The 26,489-nt window shown below is 55.8% G+C and carries 23 protein-coding genes; 12 read left to right on the forward strand and 11 right to left on the reverse strand.

All coding sequences use genetic code 11. The features are described 5' to 3' along the window. The first annotated feature begins 19 nt into the window (after nucleotides 1-19). From miaB to D5366_RS02380, 11 genes are all read left to right on the forward strand, one after another. A complete protein-coding gene (gene miaB / locus D5366_RS02330) occupies nucleotides 20-1,432 on the forward strand; it encodes a tRNA (N6-isopentenyl adenosine(37)-C2)-methylthiotransferase MiaB (protein WP_141492129.1) in 1,413 nt (470 codons plus the stop codon). Beyond that, nucleotides 1,426-2,679 (forward strand): PhoH family protein, encoded by a 1,254-nt coding sequence (locus D5366_RS02335; protein ID WP_373317503.1) that lies wholly within the window; start codon nucleotides 1,426-1,428, stop codon nucleotides 2,677-2,679. Before miaB ends, D5366_RS02335 begins: the two co-directional genes overlap by 7 nt. Next, nucleotides 2,648-3,136 carry an rRNA maturation RNase YbeY gene (gene ybeY / locus D5366_RS02340; RefSeq protein WP_141492130.1) on the forward strand — a complete coding sequence of 163 codons (489 nt, stop codon included), beginning with the start codon at nucleotides 2,648-2,650 and terminating at the stop codon, nucleotides 3,134-3,136. Before D5366_RS02335 ends, ybeY begins: the two co-directional genes overlap by 32 nt. Further along, a complete protein-coding gene (locus tag D5366_RS02345) occupies nucleotides 3,133-4,080 on the forward strand; it encodes a hemolysin family protein (protein WP_141492131.1) in 948 nt (315 codons plus the stop codon). Before ybeY ends, D5366_RS02345 begins: the two co-directional genes overlap by 4 nt. A 249-nt stretch (nucleotides 4,081-4,329) precedes the next feature. Next, nucleotides 4,330-4,965, forward strand: coding sequence for a thioredoxin domain-containing protein (locus tag D5366_RS02350; protein WP_141492132.1), 636 nt, complete (start codon nucleotides 4,330-4,332; stop codon nucleotides 4,963-4,965). 2 nt (nucleotides 4,966-4,967) lie between these two features. After that, entirely contained in the window at nucleotides 4,968-5,609 is a 642-nt protein-coding gene (locus D5366_RS02355; protein WP_141492133.1) for a DsbA family protein, read from the forward strand. A gap of 28 nt (nucleotides 5,610-5,637) precedes the next feature. Beyond that, nucleotides 5,638-10,170, forward strand: coding sequence for an AAA family ATPase (locus tag D5366_RS02360; RefSeq protein ID WP_141492134.1), 4,533 nt, complete (start codon nucleotides 5,638-5,640; stop codon nucleotides 10,168-10,170). A gap of 74 nt (nucleotides 10,171-10,244) precedes the next feature. Beyond that, nucleotides 10,245-10,979, forward strand: coding sequence for a metallophosphoesterase (locus tag D5366_RS02365; RefSeq protein ID WP_141492135.1), 735 nt, complete (start codon nucleotides 10,245-10,247; stop codon nucleotides 10,977-10,979). 18 nt (nucleotides 10,980-10,997) lie between these two features. Beyond that, a complete protein-coding gene (locus tag D5366_RS02370) occupies nucleotides 10,998-11,333 on the forward strand; it encodes a chorismate mutase (RefSeq protein WP_141492136.1) in 336 nt (111 codons plus the stop codon). Continuing rightward, the gene (locus D5366_RS02375) at nucleotides 11,330-11,863 is read left to right on the forward strand and encodes a SixA phosphatase family protein (RefSeq protein WP_141492137.1); all 534 of its coding nucleotides are present in this window, start codon (nucleotides 11,330-11,332) and stop codon (nucleotides 11,861-11,863) included. The genes D5366_RS02370 and D5366_RS02375 overlap by 4 nt, the downstream gene beginning before the upstream one ends. A 176-nt stretch (nucleotides 11,864-12,039) precedes the next feature. Next, nucleotides 12,040-13,335: a citrate synthase gene (locus D5366_RS02380; RefSeq protein ID WP_141492138.1), complete on the forward strand. Its 1,296-nt coding sequence runs from the start codon at nucleotides 12,040-12,042 to the stop codon at nucleotides 13,333-13,335. A 29-nt stretch (nucleotides 13,336-13,364) separates the two neighbouring features. Here the strand turns inward: D5366_RS02380 and D5366_RS02385 are convergent, their stop codons facing one another. Both D5366_RS02385 and fliI read right to left on the reverse strand, forming a co-directional pair. After that, nucleotides 13,365-13,808 (reverse strand): flagellar export protein FliJ, encoded by a 444-nt coding sequence (locus D5366_RS02385; protein WP_141492139.1) that lies wholly within the window; start codon nucleotides 13,806-13,808, stop codon nucleotides 13,365-13,367. Next, nucleotides 13,805-15,151 carry a flagellar protein export ATPase FliI gene (gene fliI / locus D5366_RS02390; protein ID WP_141492140.1) on the reverse strand — a complete coding sequence of 449 codons (1,347 nt, stop codon included), beginning with the start codon at nucleotides 15,149-15,151 and terminating at the stop codon, nucleotides 13,805-13,807. Before fliI ends, D5366_RS02385 begins: the two co-directional genes overlap by 4 nt. A gap of 182 nt (nucleotides 15,152-15,333) precedes the next feature. Between fliI and D5366_RS02395 the strand changes: the two genes are divergently transcribed. Next, nucleotides 15,334-16,080, forward strand: coding sequence for a response regulator transcription factor (locus tag D5366_RS02395; RefSeq protein WP_141492141.1), 747 nt, complete (start codon nucleotides 15,334-15,336; stop codon nucleotides 16,078-16,080). Nucleotides 16,081-16,087: 7 nt separating this feature from the next. Here D5366_RS02395 and thiD read toward each other — a convergent pair whose 3' ends face one another. The 9 genes from thiD to tolR form a co-directional block, all read right to left on the reverse strand. Then, a complete protein-coding gene (gene thiD, locus D5366_RS02400; RefSeq protein WP_141492142.1) occupies nucleotides 16,088-16,912 on the reverse strand; it encodes a bifunctional hydroxymethylpyrimidine kinase/phosphomethylpyrimidine kinase in 825 nt (274 codons plus the stop codon). Nucleotides 16,913-16,915: 3 nt separating this feature from the next. Beyond that, nucleotides 16,916-18,274: a phosphoglucosamine mutase gene (glmM, locus tag D5366_RS02405; RefSeq protein WP_141492143.1), complete on the reverse strand. Its 1,359-nt coding sequence runs from the start codon at nucleotides 18,272-18,274 to the stop codon at nucleotides 16,916-16,918. 123 nt (nucleotides 18,275-18,397) lie between these two features. Beyond that, nucleotides 18,398-20,302 (reverse strand): ATP-dependent zinc metalloprotease FtsH, encoded by a 1,905-nt coding sequence (ftsH, locus tag D5366_RS02410; RefSeq protein WP_141493770.1) that lies wholly within the window; start codon nucleotides 20,300-20,302, stop codon nucleotides 18,398-18,400. Nucleotides 20,303-20,450: 148 nt separating this feature from the next. Beyond that, entirely contained in the window at nucleotides 20,451-21,722 is a 1,272-nt protein-coding gene (tilS, locus tag D5366_RS02415; RefSeq protein WP_240775301.1) for a tRNA lysidine(34) synthetase TilS, read from the reverse strand. Then, nucleotides 21,706-22,608 carry a tetratricopeptide repeat protein gene (locus tag D5366_RS02420; RefSeq protein ID WP_141492144.1) on the reverse strand — a complete coding sequence of 301 codons (903 nt, stop codon included), beginning with the start codon at nucleotides 22,606-22,608 and terminating at the stop codon, nucleotides 21,706-21,708. The genes tilS and D5366_RS02420 overlap by 17 nt, the downstream gene beginning before the upstream one ends. Nucleotides 22,609-22,773: 165 nt before the next feature. After that, nucleotides 22,774-23,259, reverse strand: a complete 486-nt coding sequence (pal, locus tag D5366_RS02425) for a peptidoglycan-associated lipoprotein Pal (protein WP_141492145.1) — start codon at nucleotides 23,257-23,259, stop codon at nucleotides 22,774-22,776. A 405-nt stretch (nucleotides 23,260-23,664) separates the two neighbouring features. Further along, nucleotides 23,665-25,017: a Tol-Pal system beta propeller repeat protein TolB gene (gene tolB, locus D5366_RS02430; protein ID WP_141492146.1), complete on the reverse strand. Its 1,353-nt coding sequence runs from the start codon at nucleotides 25,015-25,017 to the stop codon at nucleotides 23,665-23,667. A gap of 19 nt (nucleotides 25,018-25,036) precedes the next feature. Beyond that, nucleotides 25,037-26,032 carry an energy transducer TonB gene (locus D5366_RS02435; protein ID WP_141492147.1) on the reverse strand — a complete coding sequence of 332 codons (996 nt, stop codon included), beginning with the start codon at nucleotides 26,030-26,032 and terminating at the stop codon, nucleotides 25,037-25,039. 14 nt (nucleotides 26,033-26,046) lie between these two features. After that, nucleotides 26,047-26,487: a protein TolR gene (gene tolR, locus D5366_RS02440; RefSeq protein ID WP_141492148.1), complete on the reverse strand. Its 441-nt coding sequence runs from the start codon at nucleotides 26,485-26,487 to the stop codon at nucleotides 26,047-26,049. Nucleotides 26,488-26,489: the final 2 nt, after the last annotated feature.

The following is a 26,489-nucleotide window of genomic DNA, read 5'->3' on the forward strand; positions in this document are numbered from 1 at the left end:
TCTTCACCTTTACCGGACCATGAACTTGACCGCCGAGACGATCACCGCCGCCCCTTCAGCTACCCGCCCACGTCAAGGCCTGCACGTCATCACGTGGGGCTGCCAGATGAACGTCTATGATAGCGCACGTATGTCTGACGTTCTACGGCCACTCGGCTATGGCCCGGTCGACACCCCAGAAGACGCAGACATGATCATTCTGAACACCTGCCACATCCGTGAGCGGGCGACAGAAAAAGTCTTCTCTGAACTCGGCAAACTACGCAAAATCCGAGATGAACGGGTTCAAGGCGGCAAAAGCCGTACCGTTATTGCGGTTGCGGGTTGCGTGGCCCAAGCTGCCGGGGAAGAAATTCTCTCCCGTGCGCCCTATGTAGATCTTGTCCTTGGCCCACAAACCTACCATCGCCTCCCAGAGATGGTTGCGCGCGCTGCACGCGCCGGCGGTACAGTCATCGACACGGATTTCCCGGCCGAGCAAAAATTTGATTACCTGCCAGATCAAGCCGCACCTCAGACGAACGGCAACTTGACGGCTTTCCTTACCATTCAGGAAGGCTGCGATAAATTTTGCTCGTTCTGCGTGGTGCCGTACACACGTGGCGCAGAGAGCAGCCGCCCCGTAGCCTCTGTCATTGCAGAAGCCCGGCGCATGGTCATGTCGGGCGTCCGCGAGATCACGCTCCTCGGCCAGAACGTGAATGCTTATCATGGGCTTGATGAGAATGGCCGCAGCACAACGCTGGCCGAACTCGCGATTGACCTCGCTAAAATTCCGGGGCTGGAGCGTATCCGCTACAGCACATCGCACCCGCGCGATGTTGAGCAGACCCTGATTGACGCACATCGGGACATCCCCGCTCTGATGCCGTTCCTCCATCTGCCTGTGCAGAGCGGATCGGACCGCGTGTTAAAAGCCATGAACCGTGGCCATACGGCAGATGAATACCGTGATATCATCCGCCGCCTGCGCGAAGCTCGCCCTGATCTTGCCTTGTCCTCCGACTTCATTGTCGGGCACCCCGGTGAAAGCGAGCAAGACTTCCAAGATACAATGCAGCTTATCCGGGACGTTGGCTTTGCCAGTGCCTATAGCTTCAAATATTCTCCGCGCCCGGGAACACCTGCGGCTGGCCAACCTCTACAGGTGGCAGAAGACGTCAAAGACCGACGTCTGGCGGAGCTACAGGCTCTTCTGCGCGAGCAGCAAGACGCCTTTAATGAATCGTTGGTCGGCACGGTTCAGGATGTGCTGATCACGGGACTGGGCCGCAAACCGGGCCAGCTCGCAGGGCGCTCGCCGTACCTGCAACCCGTCCATTTTGATGGACCGGCTGAACTGATCGGCCAGATCGTCAAAGTGTCCATCACCATCCGCCGCACGAATTCGCTCGGTGGCGTCCTGATCCGGGAGACAGCCCTCGCTTGCTGAACACCTCACCGTCCCGCTCCGCTGCCCCTATGTCTGAGCCACAGGCAAACCCTGCTGGCCACGGGGGGAACACCCGCACCATAGCCCTGCGTTTTAACGATAACATTCTGCTTCAACGCCTTTTAGGTGACCACGACCGTCACCTCGTCCGGCTTGAAGCAGGGTTTAACGTCCGCCTCTCCTGCCGTGGCAACAAGATTGCCATTACGGGTGAGGATGAAGCCGTCAGCCGCGCACAGGCTGCCATCATTGCTCTGTATAACCAGCTTGAAGGTGGCGCGCAGATTGATGGTGCACAAATTGACGGGATTATCCGACTGACAGCCCTGCCCAGCCGCCAGGAAAGACCTCAGCACAACGCATATAATGCTGAGCATAACGCGGCACCGGGGCGCCACGAACACCAAGAACGCACGCGCCCGCAGCGTAACCAACAGCCCAATAACCGCCACAATGCCCAACCGCGCCACAACAATGGTGCGCCATCGCAAAATACCGGTAACGCCGCTTTCGATGACCTGCCAGCTATCCGGACCAAGCGCGGTGTCATAGCACCACGCTCACACGGCCAAGCTGAGTATATGGAAATGCTTGCGCGCACTGATCTCGTATTCGGCATTGGCCCGGCAGGTACAGGCAAGACCTATCTTGCCGTTGCCCAAGGGGTGAGCATGCTGATGGCCGGTCAGGTTGACCGCATCATCCTCTCGCGCCCCGCTGTTGAAGCTGGTGAAAAGCTGGGCTTCCTACCCGGAGACATGCGGGAAAAAATTGACCCCTATCTCCGCCCACTATACGACGCTTTGCATGATATGATGCCGGGTGATCAGGTCGTGCGCCGTATGGGCACAGGGGAGATCGAAGTCGCCCCCCTCGCCTTTATGCGCGGCCGTACCCTTGCACATTCATACGTTATTTTGGATGAAGCCCAGAACACCACGCCTGCACAAATGAAAATGTTCCTTACCCGTATGGGCGAAGGAACACGCATGGCCGTGACGGGTGACCTCAGCCAAATCGACCTTCCGGGCGGCGTTTCGTCCGGATTACGGGAAGCCGTTGAAACCCTTGATGGCCTCAAGGGAATTGGCGTAACCCATTTCTCCTCACAAGACGTAGTGCGTCACCCCTTGGTGGCGCGCATCGTTGATGCCTATGAACAGAAAGCGCCAGCCACCCGCGACAATGTCCGGGACCGCCTGCGCCGGGAAAGCAATGGAACCTCCAAGTCCCCACGCCGCTACTGATATACTCATCGAAGACGCCCGATGGCGGGCGGCGGTTCGCGATGCAGAACGCACCATTTGGCGCGCGCTCGCGGCCGTCGCCCGGCAGGGTGGCCCCGATTTCAGCAGTGGCCCCGCCCCCTCTATCCTTCTCTCAAGCGACCGTGTGGTTAAACGCCTCAACGCGCGTTACCGCAACCGGAACAAGCCAACCAATGTTCTGACATTCACGCCCGTGGCCCCCGGCCATGGCGGGGACATTATCCTCGGCTATGAAACCGTCGCTAAAGAGGCTCTCGCCGCCAAGCGCTCTATGCGTGCCCATCTCTCACATCTGGTCATGCATGGCGCGCTGCATCTGGATGGGCATGATCACCACCATCCGGGTGAAGCCCGGGCCATGGAAAGCCTTGAGAGCAGAGCATTGCGCTCCCTTGGCTTCAGTGACCCTTGGAAAAATGGTGGAGCACGCCAATGACGGACGAACAAATCGACCGCTCATCGGATGATGGCAAGCGCTCAACCAATAGCCGCGGACTGTTCAACATCTTCGGCCGCCGTGGGCGCGACCAAGGACTGCGTGAGTCCATCGCCACTCTCGTGCAGGAGGCATCACAGCCCACCGAAGATGCCGACATAGAGCCAGAACTGGACCGCCAAGAGCGCTCCCTCATTCTGAACGTGCTGCGCCTACGTGACATCACGGCTGATGATGTCATGATCCCGCGTGCAGATATCACAGCAATGCCGGAGCATATCTCATTGGAAGATGCGCTGGCGCTGATGCGGCAAGAAAACCATTCGCGCATGCCAGTCTATCGCGGGCAGTTGGATGATATTGCCGGCATGATCCACGTGAAAGATCTGGTGGCTTATGTGGATGAGCCGGCTGCCTTTGATATCCGGCTTCTTTTGCGCCAGCCCTTAATGATTGCACCGACCATTCCTGTGCTCGACCTGCTGCTACAAATGCGGCAGCGCCGCATGCACATGGCACTGGTTATTGACGAATATGGCAGCATCGACGGATTGGTTACGATCGAAGATTTGATCGAAACCATCGTAGGTGACATCGCCGATGAGCATGACGACCCCGTAACAGCACTCTGGACAGAACGGCCGGACGGCTCCTTCGACCTCGACGCACGCTTGCCTGTGGAGGAACTGGAATCACGGCTGGGCGTAGTGCTCACGGATGCTGAGCGTGAATCTGAGATTGAAACGGTAGGCGGCCTCGTCTTCCGCCTCGCTGAGCATGTCCCAGCGCGGGATGAAATTCTAACCCATGAAAGTGGCTTAGAATTCCGGGTACTGGATGCCGATGCCCGACACATTCGCTCTTTGCGCATGCGCATTCCAGAAGACTGGGAACGGCGCACAATGCCGGAACACCGCCCTACTGAAGATGATCGCAGCGCCTAAGCCCAAGCTCCCTCTCCCCCAAAAATGGGGAGAGGGCCTCTACCCCACACGAACTAACATCCCGCTATTTCTGCGGCTTCCGTGCTCCAGAATCCGTCGCCTTGCTCGATGCACCCGCAAGGCACCTCTTGGGTCAGTAACAGACAAGGGGTTGACGTGCAGGGGGCACCCTGTGCCATTGACAAGCATCACTGATTGCTAACGGCCTCTCAAAATCTGGGGCTCTTCCGGCAAGGGAAACATCGCTTTATGTCCTTCGGTCGCCGCGCTTTCTTATCGTCTCTTCCAGTTGCTGCCGCTTCGCTCAGCCTCGGCACGTCCATTGCCAGAGCAGATACCAGCATACCAGCGAGCGACCCACGGCTTTCACCACGCTTTATTGGACGCCCTGACGCACCAATCCATGTGGATGAATGGTTCTCTCTGACCTGCACACATTGCGGTCACTTTGCCGAAACCGTTTTCCCCGAAGTCAAAGCAAAGCTTATAGACACAGGCAAAGTCTGCTACCGCTTTCACGACTTCCCGCTTGATCAATTAGCCCTGCTCGGTGCGATGGTTGCACGCACTCTCCCAGCGGACCGTTATTTTGCATTCACGGATGACCTGCTGCGCACACAGATGCAGTGGGCTTTTGGACGGGACGTTGACCCTATCGAAGAACTAAAAAAACATGCATCTCTCGCGGGGCTCTCTGCATCTGAAGTAGACGCGATCAACGCCGATGAAACATTCCGGCAGGCTATTGTCTCCCGCCAAGATAAAGACCAATCTTTCTTGGAAATTTCGGGAACACCCTATTTCCGTATTAATAATACCCCGGCTGACAGCACTATTGCTCTCAGCTTCGATGCATTTAACGCTGCTCTCGCAAAGGCGCACTGATTATGAATAACTCCCCAGTGTTATCTCGCCGCTTCATCCTTGGTGCCGCCCCTGCTGCCGCAGCACTTTTCGGCACGACGGCCCACGCACAGGCGCCTAGTGGCAATGCACTTCTGGCGCAGCGTTTAAGCCCACGTATTATCGGCAATCCAAACGCTAAGGTGCTCGTGCAAGAATGGTTCTCCCTGACCTGCACGCATTGCGCGCATTTCGCGACGGAAGAATTCCCCGAGATCAAAGCCAAGCTCATTGATACGGGCAAAATTCGCTACCAGTTTCACGACTTCACCGGCGACCAAGTTGGCCTTACAGCCGCTATGGTAGCTCGTGCCCTGCCTGAAGAACGCTACGTTCCCTTCTTGGAAGCACTTTTCTCCAGCCAAATGCAATGGGCCTTCAACCGCGAGGGGGACCCGATTGAGCGCCTAAAGCAAATCTCGGCACTTGCAGGCATCTCCTCCAGCGACTTTGATGCCATCCACAACGACATGGGCTACATGCAGGCCCTGTTTGAACAGGTCAAAAAAGACTCCGAGACCTACAACATCACAGGCACACCTTACTTCCGCTTCAACAACACGACGTTAGACGGCGATCCAGACACTTACGCGCACTTCGCTGAACTCGTCGCCAAAGCGTCTTAATTGACTTAAAGCCCCCTCCCCTCGCAGCATGGCTTCATCCGACACAACGATAAGCCGCCTCACTATAGGCGGCTTTAAGAGCTTTGCGGATGAAGTGCGGGTAGAGATTCTGCCGGGGCTGACCGGCATTGTCGGCCCTAATGGATGCGGCAAATCTAATGTTGTTGAAGCTCTCCGCTGGGCCATGGGCGAGAGTTCCGCCCGCGCGTTGCGCGGCGGAGAACTTGATGATCTGATTTTTGCGGGGACCAGCACCCGCTCAGCCCGCAATCTCGCGCAAGTTACGCTACACATCACCAACGCACGCGGGCTGGCTCCTGCTCCATTTCACGAGGCTGATGAACTCGAAGTTACGCGCAAAGCCGAGCGCGGTTCAGGGAGCGAGTACCGCATCAACGGGCGAACCACCCGCGCGCGCGACGTTCAGACCCTCTTTGCGGACCTCGCATCGGGTGCACGCAGTTCAGCCATTGTCAGCCAAAATCGTGTCGGGCTGCTCATCGCAGCAAAACCTGAAGAGCGCCGCCTTCTTCTAGAAGAAGCCGCAGGCATCACAGGCCTCCATGCCCGCCGCCACGACGCTGAACTTAAACTCCGCCAGACCGAGACAAACCTCTCGCGGGCAGAAGACCTCCGCCTGCAACTGGAAGAACGCCTTGAAGCTCTGTCCGAACAATCCGGGCAAGCAAAAATCTACCGTGAACTTTCCGATCAAATTCGTGCGCTTGAAGTTAGTCTACATGCCCTGATGCACGCACGCGCAAACCGTGCCGTACAACGCAGCCGGGATGATTTGGCTCGTGCAAAGGAAGCGTTAAAAGAGGCGGAACGCGCCTCCGAAGCCGCACAAATTGCGGACTTTCAAATTCGCGCAGCCTTGCCCGCAGCACGCAAGGCGAGCGAGGACGCACGGTCAAAAGTTGAAAATCAGCGGCTCGTTACAGAAACGACTCGGCATGATCTAACGCGCGCACAAGATGCCGTTGCCAACGCCACAGAACGCCTCAATCAAACCGAGGACGATTTAGCGGACCTCACCGCCCGCCTCGATCAAGACAAACGCACTGCACGCGATATCCACAACGAACTCACACAGCTTGATACGGAACGCTCGCAAGCTCCCCAGCAACACGCTGAACTTTCGACACAAGCTGCACAATTAGCGCTGCAGGAAGCGGCAGCTCAGGAAACGTATACTACCGCACAACGGCATTACGACTTAGAGAGCGTCCAGCAAGAGGCCCTAAAGCACGCCCTCTCTGCTCTCAGCGCACGCCTCGAACAAGAGCGGCAGGCCTATACTACCGCAGAGGACGAGCATTGCGCGCTGCAAACACAGTTAGCAGACGGCCCCTCTCTCCCTGAGCTGCAAAAACAAACGCAAGCCGCATACACTGCTGCCGATAACGCACGCCAAACGGAACATGCCTCACGCCAATCCCTGCAAGAGGCGCGCCTCTCGTTAGAACAAGCCACACGAGCGGTTGATGAAGCAAAAACGCGCTACGCTCAGGAACAAAAAACCTTAAAAGACCTCCTACAACGCATCACAGCCACCCAAGAGAGACAAAAAAGCGATTTACAAGACCGTCAGACAGCACAAGCCACTCTCATAACCCCCCAACAGCGCGACGCCTTCATCTCAACATTTCTGGCCGCACAAGAACAACTCGCCCATGCCACAGAGGCTGAGCACAGCGCGAACGCAACACTGGATGCGCAAAACGCTCTCTGGGTGCAGGCACGCGCCGCAGCTGCTGCTGGCCAGCAGCAGCACACTGCCATGCAGCACGCCCTGCAAAATGCAGAAAAACGCCTCAACCTTACCCAACAGCGCTACGAAAACGCGCTTGCCCAGCATAAGCGCTGCACAGCAGAACAACCTGACGCGGCACTTCTAACCCAAGCAACACACGCGGCTCAGCACAGCGAACAAACACTGGCAGACTGTGAGGCAGACATCATCCAGTCTGAGGCCGATTTGGTTGCTTATCGGGCAGATGCTGAGCAAACACTGAATGCTGAGCAAAGCCTTGAGAACTCACTCCTCAAAAAACGGAGCCAAGCAGAGGGACTGACACAAAGTCTCAAAACAACGACGAAAAACCCGTCCCCACTTGCCGATGCTCTTATTATTCCCGCCCACCTTACACACGCTGTTGCCGCAGCCTTGGCTGAAGGGCTGGATGCTTCCCTTGCGGCTGACGATGTTCCGGCCACACGCCGCTGGAATCGTCTGCCTGCCTTGGCGGGCGCGCTCCCACCGGCACAACTTACACCTTTGAGCCAGATCCTTACCGTCCCGGCGGCCACACGCCGCTGCTTTGAGCATATATTTCTTTTGGAGCCGCCATATGACGGAGCCGCGCTTCAACCGCTGCTTCAGCCCGGGCAATCCATCGTCAGCACTCAAGGGGCTCTGTGGCGATGGGACGGCTACTATCGGGCGGCCACAAGTGAAGACCCAGCCGCAGCCCTCATTGAACGGCGCCGCCTCCTTGCCTCCCTTCAGGCAGACATAGCATTCGAGGCGGAGCAACTACCTCTCGCCAAGCAACAACGCCAAGCCTCTCAGGCCACACTGCATGCGGCGAATGCCGCTCTAGCCGCATTGCGCCACAAACGTGTTGCCGCTGAACACGCTCTAAGCAATGCGCGCCGTACTCTCGCCGAATGTACCCAAAACACGACACGCGCTAAAGATCGCTCAGACGCTGCCGCGCAACTCCTCCAAGAAACACAGTACGACCTCGAAGAGGCAAAAAAACTCTTCCAGCACACGCACGACGCGCTTGCTGAGTTGCCCTCCCCCGATGGCCTTATTGCAGCAGCAACCCAGCACGCAGAGCACGTCCAAACAGCCCAAAATGCGCTCAACGCCTGCCGCCAACGACGGCATCAGGCGCAAAACGCACTCGATTTCGCCCGGAATGAGCGCGATCAGGCCTTTCTTCAGCACAATACTGCTGAAGAACGCTTAAAACATCTCGAGCATAATCTTGAACGTACCGAACAGGATTTGACGGCATGGCTGCATGCCGCTGATGAGCACCAAAAAATATGTGACGGCATTGACCTTGAGGCCTTGAACACTCAGGCATCTTTTGCACAGTCAACGCTTACCGCAGCCCAAAATGCGCTACAAAACGCCTCTCAACACAGCGCAAGCACGCAAGCGATAGCGCAGCAATCCCGCGCAGAACTCTCTGCGCGCGAACATATTCTCACCACAGCTTCGGCGCGGCTTGCGGTACTGACACCTCACAAAAACGGCTTGAGCGAAAGCCTTGCGCGACTTGAACAAGAGCACGCAACGCAGACATCGGCGTTTACGCACCGCCCTGCACTCACCGCCCTCGCCACGGCAAGAGACGCCGCTTTTCTTGCCCTCAACGACAAAAAAGATGCACACCAACAAGCGCAACAGAGTTTAGCTGACTGCACCCACGATGCCGTTCGCCGCGAAAGTACTATTGCTTCGCTGCAAAGCCGTTTGCGGGATATCACCCCTCAAATAACCGCTACAGCAGAACGCCATGAGACGCTTACTGCGCGCTTGGCGGCCCTGCGCACCGAACATGATGCCGCATTGGTCGCACCTGAACAGATCACCGCCGACCTTCAGCGGCATGAACATGCCTTGCGCCACGCCGAAGAAGTCTTGGAAGCCGCGCGCCTCAACGAAGTTGTGGCGGAGGAAAAAGCCCAGACCTCACAAGAAAAACTGTACCAGCTTAATCAAACCCTCTCTGAAGGGCGCGCGAGCATTGCTCGCCTCACCGAGCGTGCTGAACACGCTGAAGCGACACGCACCAAACTTCATGCTGAAAGCGACGCACCAGACCCTCTTGCTCCCTACCCGCAAGACCTCTCCGAAACTGCTGAAACAACATCCCGCCGCCGCCTAGCCCGCCTCATACGTGACCGTGAGGCTCTGGGACCAGTCAACCTCAGAGCAGACCTAGAGTACCAAGAAGCACGTAAAACTGCGGATACAATCGCCCATGAGCATGCCGAACTCACACAGGCTATTGCGCGCTTGAGGGGCGCTATAGGCAGCATCAACAAAGAAGGGCGGGAGCGTTTAACAGCTGTTTTCTCTGCTGTAGATCAGCACTTTCAATCTCTTTTCTCGCGTATGTTTGGCGGCGGCCGCGCCCATCTTGGACTGGTTGGCAGCGATGATCCGCTTGAAGCCGGGCTCGAAATTTTTGCTCAACCCCCGGGAAAAAAGCTCTCCACACTCTCGCTTCTCTCCGGTGGCGAGCAAGCACTCACTGCGCTCTCACTTATTTTTGCAACATTTCGCTGTAATCCTGCCCCGATCTGCGTTCTTGACGAGGTCGATGCCCCGCTTGATGACGCAAATGTTGAGCGCTTTTGTGCGCTACTTATGGATATGACCAAAGAAGCCGGAACACGCTTTCTGGTCGTGACCCATCATCAGCTTACTATGGCGCATATGGATCGGCTTTATGGAGTGACTATGCAAGAACGTGGCGTTAGTAGAGTGCTCTCCGTTGACCTAAAACGCGCCACCGCAATGGTCGATGGAGTGTAATCTCTTGTTCATACGTGCATTTTACCCATCGAAATTTGACGCTGCCGCGTTTAAGTCTTTTGATAAGACGCGAAATGAAAGAGAGCATCATTCCTGACCCCCTGCCCCTGACAGCCGCTGCACAGGCACGAATCCTCGAACACGGGATTCGGGTGGTGGGAGACGTGCATGGTGACCTCAACGCGTTTCAACACGCCGCGAGGACGGACCGCTTCGTTCTGCAACTAGGAGATCTGGTCGATCACGGCCCTGACAGCGTTGGGGTCATGGAGTTGATGCTGGACCTGCTGGATCAACAACGCGGCCTGTTTATTCTCGGCAATCATGACCGAAAACTCGGCCGCGCACTGGAAGGGCGGCGTCTGCGCCGGGACCCGCCACTGGAAGACACCCTCAAAGCTTTTAATCTTCCTGAAAATGCAGCCATTCGGGAGCAGACCTATCACGCTATCGCGGCCGCCCCAGCATGGCTGCGCTTGGGACGCTCGTTATTTGTGCATGGTGGTTTTCATACTGCCATGCTGCTTGAGGCTCCACCTCCGGGGCTGGATGATATGTCCGCCCCGCTCTCTCGTGCCCTTTTCGGGGAAACGACAGGCCGACTACAACCTGATGGTTACCCCGAGCGGCGTTTGACTTGGATTAACCGTATTCCAGCAGGGATGACCGTCTATGTCGGCCACGACCGCCGCTCAACGGATGGCCGCCCATGGCGGCGCACCGGACGACTGGGAGGCACGGCCGTCTTTACAGATCTCGGGGCAGGAAAAGGTGGACATCTTGCTTGGATTGACCTCAACTCACCCTAATTATTGACGGAGGCCCGCATGATCCCAACGCAACAGAACGAAGCCCTAAACGAACTCGAAATATTACGCGCCAGTATTGATAATATTGACGCAGCGTTGATTCACATGCTGGCCGAGCGCTTTCGCTGCACCCAAGCCGTTGGTGAACTTAAAGCACGCGCCTCGCTTCCTGCTGCTGATCCAGACCGCGAAGCACGACAAATTACGCGCCTACGTGAACTCGCCCATAATGCCCACTTAGACCCGAATTTTGCCGAGAAATTTCTCTCTTTCGTGGTCAAGGAAGTTATCCGCCATCATGAGGCTATTGCGGCACAAGCCACGCCGCCTGCCACTGAGCAATCCTATACATGACACGCCACCTGCTTCTTCTTCGCCACGCTGAAGCCGGTCCCTACGCGCATACGGAAGCGGGAGACCGCGCGAGAGCACTCACAGGCAAGGGTGTCGCACAAGCTGCACAAACCGCCAGTGCTCTCCTGCACTGGACTGCACAACACGATATTGTTTGGTCCGCGAAAGAGGCACTTACCCTGTGCAGCCCAGCACAACGTACCCGCCAAACGGCTGATATCGCGCTACAGCGAAGCCATTGTAGATCAGCGCGACTAGAGCCAGACACTCTTTACAGCGCAACGGCCCAAAACCTGCTTGAACACATTTCATCTACAGATGAGCATATTCAAACACTTTTGCTCGTTGGTCATAACCCAGCTATCGAGCATTTGGCGTATGATTTAATCGGACCAAGTGCGCAGCTAAAAGAAAACGATGTGTTCCCAAAAGGCTATCCGCCTTCAACGCTCACTCTTTTTTCATTAGCCGACAATTGGTATGCGGCGCGCCCCTCCACGCTGGCCTTTCTCGGCATCAATGCCCCCTAAGCACCCCCATGTGCTACGGAACATTCAGTAGAAGAACACTAGTCTTTCCGTGCTCCTTCACGGTATGAAGGAACATTCTCGTCTCACCCGGTGAATATTTCTTTTCTAATTAATATCGTTTGAAGAAATTTTCTTTTCTGGGTTTCGCTTAGTTCATGCCTGCTCGGTGGTGATATATGCCCAAAACCTCATCCGCTTCCTTCAGCGCCAATAATAAGACACGGGATCTTCCTGTTCTCAGTGGCACAGTCGGCCCGGACGTCGTCGACATCCGAAGCATCCCGCGAGAATTCGATACATTTACTTTTGACCCGGGCCTGGTCGCAACCGCTACATGCACAAGCGCCATCACCTATATTGACGGTGACAACGGAACATTGCTGCACCGTGGCTACGCTATTGAAGACCTGGCCGAGCACTCAAACTTCATGGAAACCGCCTTCCTACTGATTTATGGCCAACTGCCAAATCAACAGGAATCCGCCGCTTTCTTGCAAGACATGGCCAAGCACCGTTACCTGAACGAGCAAGTGCGTAATTTCTTTAATGGCTTCCGCCGTGACGCACACCCCATGGCCATACTATGCGGCACTGTCGCAGCATTATCCGCTTTCCACCATGATGGCCTTGATATCGGCAGCCCCGCCGATCGGGATTTATCAACCCGTCGCCTCATTGCAAAAGTACCGACGATTGCCGCTTGGGCCTACAAATATTCCATTGGCGAGCCATTTGTATATCCAGACGAAAGGCTCTCTTTCTCTGAAAATTTCCTGAATATGATGTTTGCCCGCCCCGGCAACCATTACAAAGTGAACCCTGTTCTCGCCCGTGCAATGGACCGGATTTTCCTCCTCCATGCAGACCATGAACAAAACGCGTCCACAACCACTGTCCGTATTGTCGGTTCCACGGGCTCCAACCCCTATGCCTGTATTTCTGCAGGTATTGCAGCCTTGTGGGGGCCTGCACATGGCGGTGCCAACGAAGCCGTTCTCTCCATGCTGGAGAGCATTGGCACACGCGAGGACATCCCAGCCTTCCTCGAAAAAGTAAAAAGCCGTGAAACAAGCGTCCGACTGATGGGATTCGGACATCGCGTGTACCGCAACTTCGACCCCCGGGCGAAAATCATGCAGGAAACCTGCCACGAGGTTATCGCAGAGCTAGGGCTTGAACGCGATCCACTGCTCGATCTCGCTATGGAACTTGAACACATCGCCCTGTCAGACGATTACTTCATCCAACGCCGTCTCTATCCCAACGTAGACTTTTACTCGGGCCTCATCCTGAAAGCCCTTGGCATACCAACCAATATGTTCACTGCTCTCTTTGCCGTGGCACGCACAGCTGGATGGATTAGCCAGTGGAATGAGATGCTCAACGACCCGGCAGCCCGTATTTTCCGGCCTCGCCAGCTTTATACCGGCGCCGGGCAACGCCCGTTCACCCCCATGCACGAACGGGGTTAAAGACTTCCTACCTACTGCGTAACGTGCTGCTATGAGGTCAGCTTAGGCCTCATAGCGCATTCATCGAGTAGAATTTGCTCAACCTTCAACGCTTTGCGCTTGTGCTCTTCCACAGCGTCCTCCTGCAAACGCTCCACAACACTCAGCGCTGCTTGCGCATCCAAGAGTGCTGCATGGACACAATCTCGGTCCATACCAATACGCTGTCTCTGGGCTTCTGCCTCCCTAACGGCCTTCTGCCCAGAGGGAAGCCACGCACTAAAAGCCTCTACAGCTTGATCATCAGACTGGGCATCAATCGCCGCATTGCGCTCCGTCACAATGCGCTGCTGAGCCGCCACCAAAGCACATTCTGCTTCCTGCTCAAGGCCAACCACCTCCCTGAAAACCTGCTCCACAGACTCCAGTTCGTTTTTCCGTACAGCGTACAAAGCATCCAACGTCGCTTGTTCCATGACACTTTTCTCTCTCATGCTTCATTATCACCCAGAACAGCCACCAGATGCTCGAACACATCTTGAGCGTGTACGGGTTCATGTTTTCCTTGGGTCAAAAACTCTGTCAGGGCTGGCATAAGGCGAATGGCTTCGTCAGTTTCAGGCTCAGACCCTGCTTTATAGGCTCCCAAGCGCAGCATATCTGCCACCCGTTCGTAACGAGCCATGACTGAACGCGCTTTCTTCGCCAGGCCTGCCTCTGCGGCGGACAAGCACCCCGGCACAGAGCGTGACAATGATTTTAAAACGTCAATGGCGGGGTAGCGTCCTTGCTCACCAATGCGGCGGTCCAACACTACATGACCATCCAAAATACCCCTGACCGCATCCGCCACAGGCTCATTATGGTCATCACCCTCTACCAACACCGTGAACAGCGCCGTAATCATACCCTGCCCCGGATAGCCCGGCCCTGCGCGCTCTAGCAGTTTGGGCAATTCCGCGAAAACAGATGGAGGATAACCACGCGTAGCTGGCGGTTCTCCCGCAGAAAGCCCAATCTCACGCAAGGCCATGCAGTAGCGTGTGACGCTATCCATCAAGAGCAAAACGGATTTGCCCTGATCCCGGAAATATTCGGCCACAGCCATGGCAGAAGTCGCAGCATCACGACGCATCAGCGGCGGCATGTCCGATGTCGCTACGATCACGACGCTCCTTGCCAGCCCTTCGGGACCTAGGTCGTCTTCAATAAACTCGCGAACCTCACGTCCCCGCTCCCCTACCAAAGCAATCACGGCCACGTCACATTGTGCGCCACGCACCAGCATCGACAGCAAAGAAGACTTGCCGACACCGGAGCCGGCGAAGAGACCCAAACGCTGCCCGACTCGCGTTGTGACGAAAGCATCCATCGCGCGCACCCCCAAGTTGAGGCGTGCCCCTAAACGTGCTCGCGTTGCGGCATTTGGTGGCGCAGACCGTAAGTCCTGTCTATGACCCGACGAATCCAAACCTCCTCTGCCGTCCATCGCTCGGCCAAGAGGGTCCAAAACACGCCCCAACCATCCATCACTGACCTGTAAAGCCGCTGAGGACGCAACCGATAGCGGCAACCATGCCTCACATCCCGGCCCGACACCGTCCAAACCACCGAACGCCATGGTTTGCGCAAGCCCATCACGGAAGCCAACAACTTCAGATTGTATTTTTTCGCCCGACCGAGCGGTAACAGTCAGCCTATCTCCAATGGATAAGAACGATTCTAGCCCTTGAATACTCATGCACAGGCCCGAAACATCTCGCACAGTGCCCACCACGCGATCCGGGTAAAGACCAGATATTCGCTCATTTGCATGATTTAAAAGCTGGTTTTCCATTGGAAATCTTAACTTTTAGCTGGTTTTTCCAGCACTTAACTTCGCCCGGAAAACCTAACAAAAGGTGAACAAATCTCTAATTAACGTTGAATTATGAAAAATTTGCGAACCTAGAGTTTAATTTCTCGACAAATACAACTTAAGGTAGTAAACAACTGCTTACCAACCCAGGAGTTGAACACATGCGTATCCTTCTTGTTGAGAGTGACTTAAACAGCGCGACACATCTTACTCAGGCGCTCCGTGCAGCATCTTACACCGTCGACCACACAGCCCTCGGGGAAGAAGCTCTCGAGATGCTCCGCCATTATGACTATGATGTTGTCGTACTTGAGCTCATGCTCAACGACATTGAAGGATATGACGTCATCCGCCGCTTGCGTGCAGCACGGATCAGCACCCCAGTGCTGGTGCTGTCCACGCTTCTAAGGCCACAAGCTAAAATTCGCGCATTCTCGATGGGCGCTGATGACTACCTGACCAAACCCCACGATAGCGGCGAACTGGTTGCCCGCCTGCAAGCCATTACCCGCCGCTCACGCGGCTTTGCTGAGCCACGCCTGCGCATTGCCAATATTGAACTCGACCTGAACAGCAAAAGCGTAAGCGTAAGTGGAACACCCCTGCACCTAACCGGAAAAGAATACGCTATTCTGGAGCTGCTCGTTATCCGCAAAAACTCAGTGCTTACGAAAGATGCGTTCTTGAACCACCTATACGGCGGCATTGATGAGCCAGAAATGAAAATCATCGATGTGTTTATCTGCAAGCTGCGCCGCAAACTTCAAGCCGCAAAAGCCGCAAACCTGATTTCAACCGTGTGGGGCCGCGGCTACATTCTACGCGAAGAGCCTAACAACTCTTCTGAACACATCCCTGAAACCGCCTACGAACAAAGCGCTTTCACAGTCCATGCCCCTGCAATGTGAGAAGAGTTTAGTGCTCGGCGATGTTCCATCTGGGTTGGATACTCACGCCATGATTAACCGGGCCATGGCCTTGGCCAAAGCCCGGTGCAGTCAATAATGCCTCTTGCAGGTAGGTCACTGCCCGACGCACCGACGCTTCAAGCGCCAGACCTTGCGCCAACCCTGTCGCGAGGGCACTCGCCAGCGTACAACCGGTACCGTGAGTGTTGCGTGTCTCAAGCCTCTTATGCTTGAAAACATGCTCATCACCTTCGCTCGACATTAATAAATCATATAGATACGGGCCAGCAGCAGCTGGCAAATGCCCGCCTTTAAGCAAAACGGCCCCGGCCCCGTCCGCCAGAAGCTGGCGCGCAGCCTTTTGCATGGCTGCAAAATCGTCAATCTTTATTCCCGTCAGAGCTTCAGCCTCAGGGATATTAGGCGTAACCACCCGGCACCGTGCCAGCAGCCGTTCACGCACAACATGGATTCCGTCCGTTTCCATTAGTGCAGCCCCGCTTGTCGCAATCATAACCGGATCAAGAACAATCGGCACGTCGGGATACGCTTCGAGCGCATCAGCCACAGCATGCACCGTGTCCGCCTGCCCTAACATCCCGATCTTAATGCAATCCGCGCCTAGATCCTGCATCACGACGGCAATCTGCTGCTTTACGAATGCAACAGGAACCGGATGCACACCATACACGCCACACGTGTTCTGGGCCGTGAGTGCCGTGATGGCACTCATGCCGAAGCCACCCAACGCGGTGACCGCTTTCAGATCCGCTTGGATACCCGCACCACCGCCCGAATCACTGCCAGCAATAGTCAGAACACGCCCACGCATTGCTCAGACTTTCGCTAAAGCAGCAATGGCTTCACATGTTTGCTCCACCACCATATCAACGAGCGCTTGATCCTCAGCCTCAACCATCACGCGAATAAGTGGTTCTGTACCACTCGCCCGCAGAACCAAACGGCCACGTCCGGCCAGCTGCTCATCGGCCCGTGCACGAATTCCATTCACTTCCGGATGATGCAACGGGTTGGTGCCAGCATAACGCAGGTTCTGCAGGCGCTGCGGGTAAGGCGTAAACACGCGGCAAACTTCACTCGCAGGTTTTTTCTTCTCTACGCACACTGCCAAAACCTGTAGCGCTGCCACTAGGCCATCCCCGGTCGTCGCATAATCTGACAGCACCATATGACCTGACTGCTCACCACCCAGATTCGCACCGATTTCACGCATGCGCTCTACCACGTAGCGGTCACCAACAGCCGTCCGTTGCAGGGTGAGACCATTCGCTTCTAGCGCCTTTTCTAAGCCCAGATTTGACATGACAGTCGCCACGACTGAAGAGCCTGCCAAGCGCCCGGTCTCTTTCCACGAAAGAGCCATCAGGCCCAATATCTGATCGCCATCCACAACTGCGCCTGTCTCATCGACAATCAGCAAGCGATCAGCGTCACCATCAAGCGCAATACCAAAATCTGCCGCATGCTCACGCACAGCCTGAGACAACGTCTCTGGATGCGTAGAACCCACGCCGTCATTAATATTCACACCGTCAGGATCGCAGCCAATACGAACAATTTCCGCACCCAACTCCCATAATGCTTTGGGTGCCACGCGGTAGGCCGAGCCATGCGCACAATCAACGACGATTTTAAGGCCATCTAAACGCAGCCCACGCGGGAAGGAGGCTTTAGCATTCTCAATATACCGCCCTGCCGCATCATTCAGGCGAGAAGCGCGGCCCACATCTTCTGGTGCCGCGAGGCGATCCGTCAAATCCTGTCCCATCATGGTTTCGATCTCAATTTCCGCTTCATCTGAGAGCTTGAAACCATCCGGACCGAAAAGCTTGATACCGTTATCTGTGAACGGGTTATGTGATGCCGAGATCATAACCCCGACATCCGCACGCAAAGAACGCGTCAGCATAGCAATGGCAGGAGTAGGTAGTGGGCCAACCAGCGTGACATCCATGCCTGCGGACAGAAACCCAGCCACAAGCGCACATTCAATCATATAGCCGGACAAGCGCGTATCTTTACCCAGCACGACATTGTGCCGACGATGGCTATTGCTGCGAAAATATAGACCAGCCGCCTGCCCCAATTTTTGGGCAATTTCCACCGTCATCGGTGAGGTGTTTGCTTTTCCCCGAATACCATCTGTTCCGAAGAATTTGCGCTTGCTGGCCATGTTTCTATCTTTCCGCGTCATTACCCGTGTAACAGGCATCTATCTTCCGGGACTTATAAATGGAAAAAGCCCTGCTGGCACAGGCCAACAGGGCTTTTTTTTACCGATTACTACCCGAAAAACTTACCCAGCCTGAGCAGCTGAGCCAAGGTTCGTCGGTGGTGTCGTCGGCACAGAAGCACGACGGTTGTTTGGCAGTTGGTCCGTGTTTTCAACACGCTCAATAGCCTCACCGCGCACAACCTTGCCCACTTCGTCACCATTCAGCGTCTCATACTCAAGCATAGCTGCCGTCAGACGGTGCAACTCTTCAATGTGAGACAACAGCAGGTGCTTTGCCTGAGCATAAGCCGTGTCGATCAGCGCCTTGATTTCTGTATCAATGTCGCGGGCCGTTTGCTCAGAGATGTTCTTGCTTTGCGCCACTGAATGCCCAAGGAACACTTCCTGGCCATTATCGCCATAAGCGATCATGCCAAGTCGGTCGCTCATGCCCCATTCCGTGACCATACGGCGGGCCAGATCGGTCGCGCTTTTAATATCGCCAGATGCACCCGCGCTCACATCTTCCGGGCCAAAGATAATCTCTTCAGCTACACGCCCACCCATAGCGATGACCAGACGTGCCAAGCACCACTTGCGGCTGTAGGAGATATTGTCTTTTTCAGGCAGTGTCATAACCAAGCCCAAAGCACGACCGCGCGGTACAATCGTCGCCTTGTGGATTGGGTCTGAACCCGGAGTGTAGAGAGCGCAAATGGCGTGACCGGCTTCATGGTACGCCGTTGAGCGCTTTTCGTCCTCGGTCAAGATCATGGAGCGACGCTCCGCACCCATCATAACCTTGTCTTTAGCTTCCTCGAACTGTGCCATTCCCACCGTGCGGCGGCCCTGACGAGCAGCCATAAGGGCAGCTTCGTTCACAAGGTTGGACAGATCTGCACCAGAGAAGCCCGGCGTGCCACGCGCAATCGTTTTAGGGTCAACGTCAGAGGAAAGCGGGACCTTCTTCATGTGCACATGAAGGATCTTCTCGCGGCCGCCAACATCGGGGTTCGGCACAACGACTTGACGGTCAAAACGACCGGGCCGCAGCAATGCAGGGTCCAGCACGTCAGGACGGTTCGTCGCAGCAATCAGGATGACGCCTTCGTTGCTCTCAAACCCATCCATCTCAACCAGCATCTGGTTAAGCGTCTGCTCGCGCTCGTCATTGCCGCCGCCTAAGCCAGCACCACGATGGCGGCCAACGGCGTCAATCTCATCGATGAAGATGATGCATGGCGCAGCTTTTTTGCCTTGTTCAAACATGTCGCGCACACGCGATGCACCGACACCCACGAACATCTCTACGAAGTCAGAACCCGAAATCGTGAAGAAAGGCACATTGGCTTCACCCGCGATAGAACGCGCGAGCAGCGTTTTACCTGTACCGGGAGGGCCAACCAGCAGCGCACCCTTGGGGATTTTACCGCCCAAGCGTGTAAACTTCTGAGGATCTTTCAGAAATTCAACAATTTCTTCCAGCTCGCTTTTAGCCTCATCAATGCCCGCGACATCGGCAAACGTTACACGGCCCGTTTTTTCCGTCAGCATCTTCGCACGGGATTTACCAAAGCCCATGGCCCGGCCACCACCTGCCTGCATCTGGCGGAACATCAGCACGCTGAAGCCGAGAATCAGGAGGATAGGACCGTAAGACAGAAGATAGTGCAGGATTGGGTTTTCACCGCTTTCCTGAGGCTTCGCGGTGACTTCGACGCCAGCGTTCGTCAGGCGGGAAATCATGTCACGATCGAACGGCGCGTATGTCTCAAAGGCCGTGCCATTCGTCAGCGTGCCACTGATGTTCTGTTCCTGAATCAGGACTGAGCGTACCTGATGGCCCTCAACATCATGGATGAAATCGGAATAAGCGATCTGTTGCGTTGCGTGCTGACCTCCCCCTGACTGAAGGACCGTGAGTCCCAGCAGCAGTATCAGGAGGATCACGACCCAGATCCCAACGTTACGGCCTAGATTATTCATGTCGTTCTCTGTCATCTTCGGGAATCATCATCACGCAGTGCGCCTGCATGAACATTCCCCCAATGATCTTAACATAGGCCGATCCGCGTATGTTCCCACCCCATAAAACCGCTTAAAGTCGCTTTATACTGCTTTTTAATGCTATTTCTTATGTAATCGGCGTGCCCGAGGCCCAAATTACATCCCAATCGCCACCGCAAAAACGCGGCACACGCAACAAACGCCCTTCAGAAAACAATCCGGGCGCCGTCCTTAAAGCCCCCAATGGCAAACCGAGCTGACGCGCATCATATGCCGCTGCCTGATCCCCTAACGCCCCCACTTCCAACGGCGCACCTTCGTCGGAAGAATAAATCCTCGGCAGCAACCATCGATGGTCCCAGCACACGCCTTCGTATGCGGGGACTGCGCCCTGCACATCCCGTTCCTCACGGAAAAGAATGAGCCCTGCACCAAAGCGCCCCGCTGGCTTGGTGATAACCCCGTTTAAAGAGCCTACCCCTTGCTCAAGCAACCGCTCAACAGCATCACGGGCGGGGCGATATACCCGCCCACTGACCATTCGCAACAAATCTGCCATGACCCGCGTCCGCAATGAGGCAGACGTAACGTCTTGCACATGAAAGTGGCACCACCCCGCAGCATGCCACCTTACATGCTGCGCCAAACACGCGGCTACCTCGTCAGCGCAAGCCTCGCTCTGCCTTTGAGCCTCTTTTTGCTCGGCACGCGCCTCATGCCGCATGACATCCGTTAGGTCCTGCCGCCAACGCACACGCTCAAAACGTCTATTTTGGTTTGACGGGTCCTCGACCCAAGGCAATTCAGCACTCCGCAAAGTAGCGCGCAAACGCTCTGGCTCCACGCCAAGCAAAGGCCGCAGGACGCGCACAAAGCGACGCATGTGCTGCGCTCTGATCCCACGCAGTCCGTCCACATATGCATAATCTTTATCATTTGACGGCAAAGCACCGGCACGTGTCCGGCGCATCCAGACCGTCTCGTCCTGATCATGCAGGTGATGTGCTACTAATAGATCAATACAGCCCCGCTGCACGCAGGCAGCCTCTAACGCGGAAAAGCGCTCGGAGCGGGCCCTTTCCTGCATTCGCCCCGGTTGAAACGGCGCAAGACGCAGCACATGGACCTCTAAACCCATCGCCATCAATTGCCTATGAACATTAGCCGCCTCAGTTGCAGCTTCTGCCCGCAAGCCATGATCTACCACAAAGGCTACGACGTTCTGACGCCAGCGGCGCAGCAACCATGCCAAGGCCAGCGAATCAGCACCACCGGAAACTGCTACAGCCATCGGTGCTTGCGGGACATCCGGTAAAAACGGCCCAAAAACATGCATTAAACGATCAAATTCTAATGCAGAAATCGGACCGAGAGACAGACTGTTAATGACAGGCAGCACGCGTACGGAATGTTGTCTCTGCTGCCTTCACCCGTGCTTCAGGTGAAGGAAATTCAGCTTTGAGTTTGTCCAGAGCCTGACACGCCGAAGGCTTATCACCTAATGCAAGCAAAGATGCCGCTACGCCCAGCAATGAATCCTGAGCCTTCGCAGATTTGGGAGCCTTACCGTAAGCATCGTAATACGCGACCGCTGATTCGCGGTACTGCTTTTGACCCGCCAAAGACTGAGCGAGCAGGAACTGCGCGTCCATGCGGCCCGGCACGGACTTCGCCGTTTTAACAGCGAAACGCGCATCGCTTTCTGCATCAGCATAGCGCCCCGCATGAAGGGCAGCATTACCTTGATGCAATGCTTCCAACGCTGTTTTAGGCGCTGTATCAGCAGGAGCCGCAGTGGCGTCGTCTTTAGCCGCTGGCGTCGCGGCCGCTGCACCTGCTGCCGCACCTAGGCTCCCAGCTGCTGCGCTGCTCGCTGCACCAGAACCACCGTTCTGCGCTGCAAACTGCATGTCAGAAATCTGTTTGGACAGATTTGCCTGCGTCGTTTGCAGCGTATTGGACAATTGGTCCAACTCTCCCCGCATTTGGCGGTTCTGCTCTTCCAAAGCCGAGACGCGTTGCAAGAGTTGCGCGGTGAGATCCCCATTCGCACCACCTGCGATACTCGGCGCAGAACCCGTGGCACTAGGGGCCGCCAAGGAAGGCGTATTTTGTAGCTGCGTTAATTGCTGCCGTATTGCGGCAAGCTGATTTTGCAACGCAATCCCCTCGCGGGAAGAAATAGCGTCACCCGCATCCGGTGCATCTTGCGCTACCGCCAGAGGCGAAGCGCACAACAAAACACCACCCAACAGCAGAGACCGCCACGAAAAAAGCTTAACCAAGAGCCCCTCCACACCACGTAATATCTGGCTACACAAACACGTCTAAAGAAGAATGCGTAGAAACTGGGCTGAAATCAGGCAATGAGCAATGCCTAGCCAATAAAAAAGAGGCCGAAGGATATTCTCCCGCGGCCTCCCTTTCACGCATAAAACTGCGTAAATCGATTACTTAACAGATGTAATCGAGTTACGGTTTTGTGCCCATGATGATTCGTCGTCACCATCAGCTGTTGGGCGATCTTTACCATAGGAAATGGTGCTGATGCGGGAAGCGCTTACGCCCTTTGCAACCAAGTAGTCGCGTGCTGCGTTAGCACGACGCTGGCCGAGAGCAATGTTGTACTCTTCCGTACCACGGTCGTCACAGTTACCAGCGAGCTGGATCGTAACTTGTGGGTACTTCGCCAACCATGCAGCCTGCTTGTCCAGCGTTGCACGTGCTTCGTCTGTCAGCTGGGAGTAGTTCAGCGGGAAGAAGACGCGGTCGCCAACGTTAGCAACCAGGTCAGCTTCGCTGCCAGGGATCGGGCCAGCTTCTGGTGCAACTGCAGCCGTAGAAGCGCCTGACGTGTTGCCAGCATTCGTGTTCGCGTCAGAGCACGCAGCGAGAACAAGCGCCAGACCCAGCGCACCAAAGACCTTTAACTTCATGTTTCTCAAATCCTGAGAGCGGTTCCTCACGGGAAACCATAAAAGCGACTGAAATCGCGGAAAGCGGGACCACGTCTCCCTTCCCTGACTGTCCGATTGCCCATCCGGGCACCGTACCGTCCTCTATTAAAAACGTTGGTCACAGACGCCCATACTCATGACTCAAATCAACGGTCAAGCGTTGTTATTGCGACATGATGATCGAAAAGGTCTTTAGTGGCAAACTTACACCAGCCTTAACGCGTTATGTCTCTTTGTTGCCACATACATATGGCCGAAAACAGCCATTTTTGTAACAGCGCTGTGTGTCAAAGCACTTATAATATGCACCCACTGCGGAGCTGGCCCGCAGTGGATTTATAACGACGCAGCGAAAAGTTGCAGCGCCGCTCCCTAAACGAATCTTTAGCCGTTCATCGGTGACCATGCGGGATCGGACGCGCCGGTACCCGTGTGGAGGATACGTTCGTTGAATCCGGTAATATCAACAGTCCCGATTGCAGACGAGAATCCCGCCCCTCCTGCACCCGACGCCGTTTGGCGGCAGAAGGCAAGCACCCGCCCATTTGGGCAGAAGGTTGGTGATTCAACCGTGAAGCCTTTGGTGAGTATCCGTTCACCAGAACCGTCTGGATTCATCACGCCGAGAGAGAAACCGCCGCCACCAATACGGGTAAACGCGATCAGATCACCACGCGGGGACCAAACGGGCGAGCCATACTGGCCAGAGCCGTAAGATATACGTTGCGCTCCACCGCCTGACGCACTCATGACGTAAAGCTGAGGACTGCCCCCACGGTCGGAAACAAACACAATCTGGCGGCCATCCGGGCTGTAGCATGGGCTTGTATCAATCGCCCCGCCGGAATTGGTCAACTGCCGCTTGCTGCCTGAAGCCAAATCAACGGAATACAGGTCTGAGCCGCTCCCACGGGTTGCGGACAGCACAACCTGTTGCCCATCCGGCGCAAAGCGTGGCGCAAAAGAAATGCCGTCAAATGTGCCCAGAACCTGCTGACGGCCGGAGCCCAAATCAAACAGATAAACGCGCGGACGATTATTCGCATAAGACATGAACGCAACTTGATCGCGCGAAGGGTTGAAACGTGGCGTCAGCGTCAACCACTGCCCGCCCGTCAACATCCGCTGATTAAATCCGTCTTGGTCCATCAACGCTAACTTGGTGATTTGGTGGCGGCGTGGTCCTGTACGCGCAATATATGCAATGCGGGTATCAAAATATCCCTTCTCGCCGAGCATCCGCTCATAGATCACATCAGCAATGATATGCGCGATACGGCGCCAGTTCAGCTGCGAAGCTGTATAAGCCGTTCCCTGCAATTGCTGTCCGGACACAACATCCCACAGCCGCATTTCAACGCGTACGCTGTCGCTACCAACGGCTTGGCCCGCCACGGCAGCGCGGGCACCTTGGGCTTTCAACCCCGCGAAATCAGGGGTGGAGCCCGGAGGCACACTACCGTCCATGACTTTGAACAAACCCGTGCTGCTCAAGTCAGAAGCAATGACGCTAGAGATCTGTGACCCCAAGCCGGCACCAAAGCTTGGCACAACAATGGGAATGGGAGCTTGCCGCGCTTGATCTACCGTAATTTCAGCTTCGCCAGGTGCCGCAGCACTTTGTGCAAAAGCTGAAAGTGGGGAGATCATAAGCCCCCCTGCCGTCGCAGCCAAAACTTTGCGGCGGGAAAAAACAGTGCTCAGTGTCTCAGCGTCACGATCAGACAGGAAGGACATTCGGTTTACCCTTCAAAAGTTAGGGTCGGAAAACAAAACGCAACTCATGCGTCTTGCCCAACAGATTTCCAGGAATAGGAAGATGCGCACAGGTTGGGCTCAACACTGCGTCACGGGCCCGCTCCGCCAATACGCGATAGGAAGGATCCCCTGCCATACGCGATGCTGTTTCTGGTGCGAAGCGCACTAAACGAGCCTCCCCTTGTGCATCAACCGTTACAATTAAATGCGCAACGAAGCTGGCATAGTTCCGTGCTTCCGTATCTTCCGTGTAACAACGGCGAACTGAAGCACCGATAGCCTTCTGGTCACCAAGGCTGAGAGCCTTCGTGATGTCACCATTTGGCACACCGCCGCCATCCGGCGCACCGCCCTGCGGCGGGTTAGCCCGCGCATGTGCCGCATGCGTCTGCTTCTGGTCAGCTCGGAAACTATCCAAGGTGGCTAAAAGAGAATGGCTGTCCGGCTGCGCGTTCTTGGTCGGGTGATCCTGCGTAATATGCGAGAATTTTGGCGTATCCGGCAACGTGTCCGCCTTCTGCGTCTGCGGCGAAGGTGGCGCTACCATCTTCGACTCTGACGGAGGGGACGGACGCGGAGGTGCCGCGGGCGTTGGTGACGGCTCAGGTGTTGTAACCTTTGGCGGCAGCTTCAACGGCGGCAGCGGCGTCGGCTTACTCTCCGGCGGTGGTGGCACAGCTTGTGGCGGGGGTGGCGGCGGTGGCGGCTCCTCCGTCGGTGCCTTCTCCGGTGGAGTTGGAGCAGGAGGCGCATCATTACGAACCGGCGCCGGCGCTGGAGCTGGCTTCGGTGCAGGGTGATCCGCTTTAATAGGATGTGTTGGTGGGCCAGCCTGTTCAAACTGCATTTCAACCGCCGGGGGCTCCGGCGGTTCAGGCGGCTTGGAGAATGGGATCGTGACCAACATGTACAGGATCAGGGCGCTATGCACCCCAACCGAAGCCAGAAGCGCGCCGCGAAAACGCCGGCGATCCGAGCGGCGAGAAAAAGCCACCGGGTAGGCTCCTCTTAAGGCCCGCTCTGCGGCTGTTGAGCTAACAACGCCACATGCGTAAACCCGCCAGACGTAATTTGCCCCATGACCTGCATGACGCGACCATAATCAATATGTGCATCAGCACGCACAAAAATACGGTGGTTTGGGTCATCTTGTGCCAGCGTTTTCAGCTGAGCCACTAACTGATCACCCGATACTGGGTCTTCCCCCAGATAAATCGAGCCATCCCCACGCAGTGAAACCGTAATGGGTTTCGTATCCGCGTTTACCGGGCTGGCATCCGTCTTTGGCAGGTCAACATTAACACCACTGGTCATCATTGGCGCTGTCACCATGAAAATGATGAGCAGAACCAACATCACGTCCACAAGCGGAGTGACGTTAATTTCTGACGCTGCGCGGTTTCGCCTGCGGCCTCCCTTGCGCGCGCCGCCTCCTGCGGACATGCCCATGG

This window comes from Neokomagataea tanensis (genome assembly GCF_006542335.1).
GTDB lineage: Bacteria > Pseudomonadota > Alphaproteobacteria > Acetobacterales > Acetobacteraceae > Gluconobacter > Gluconobacter tanensis.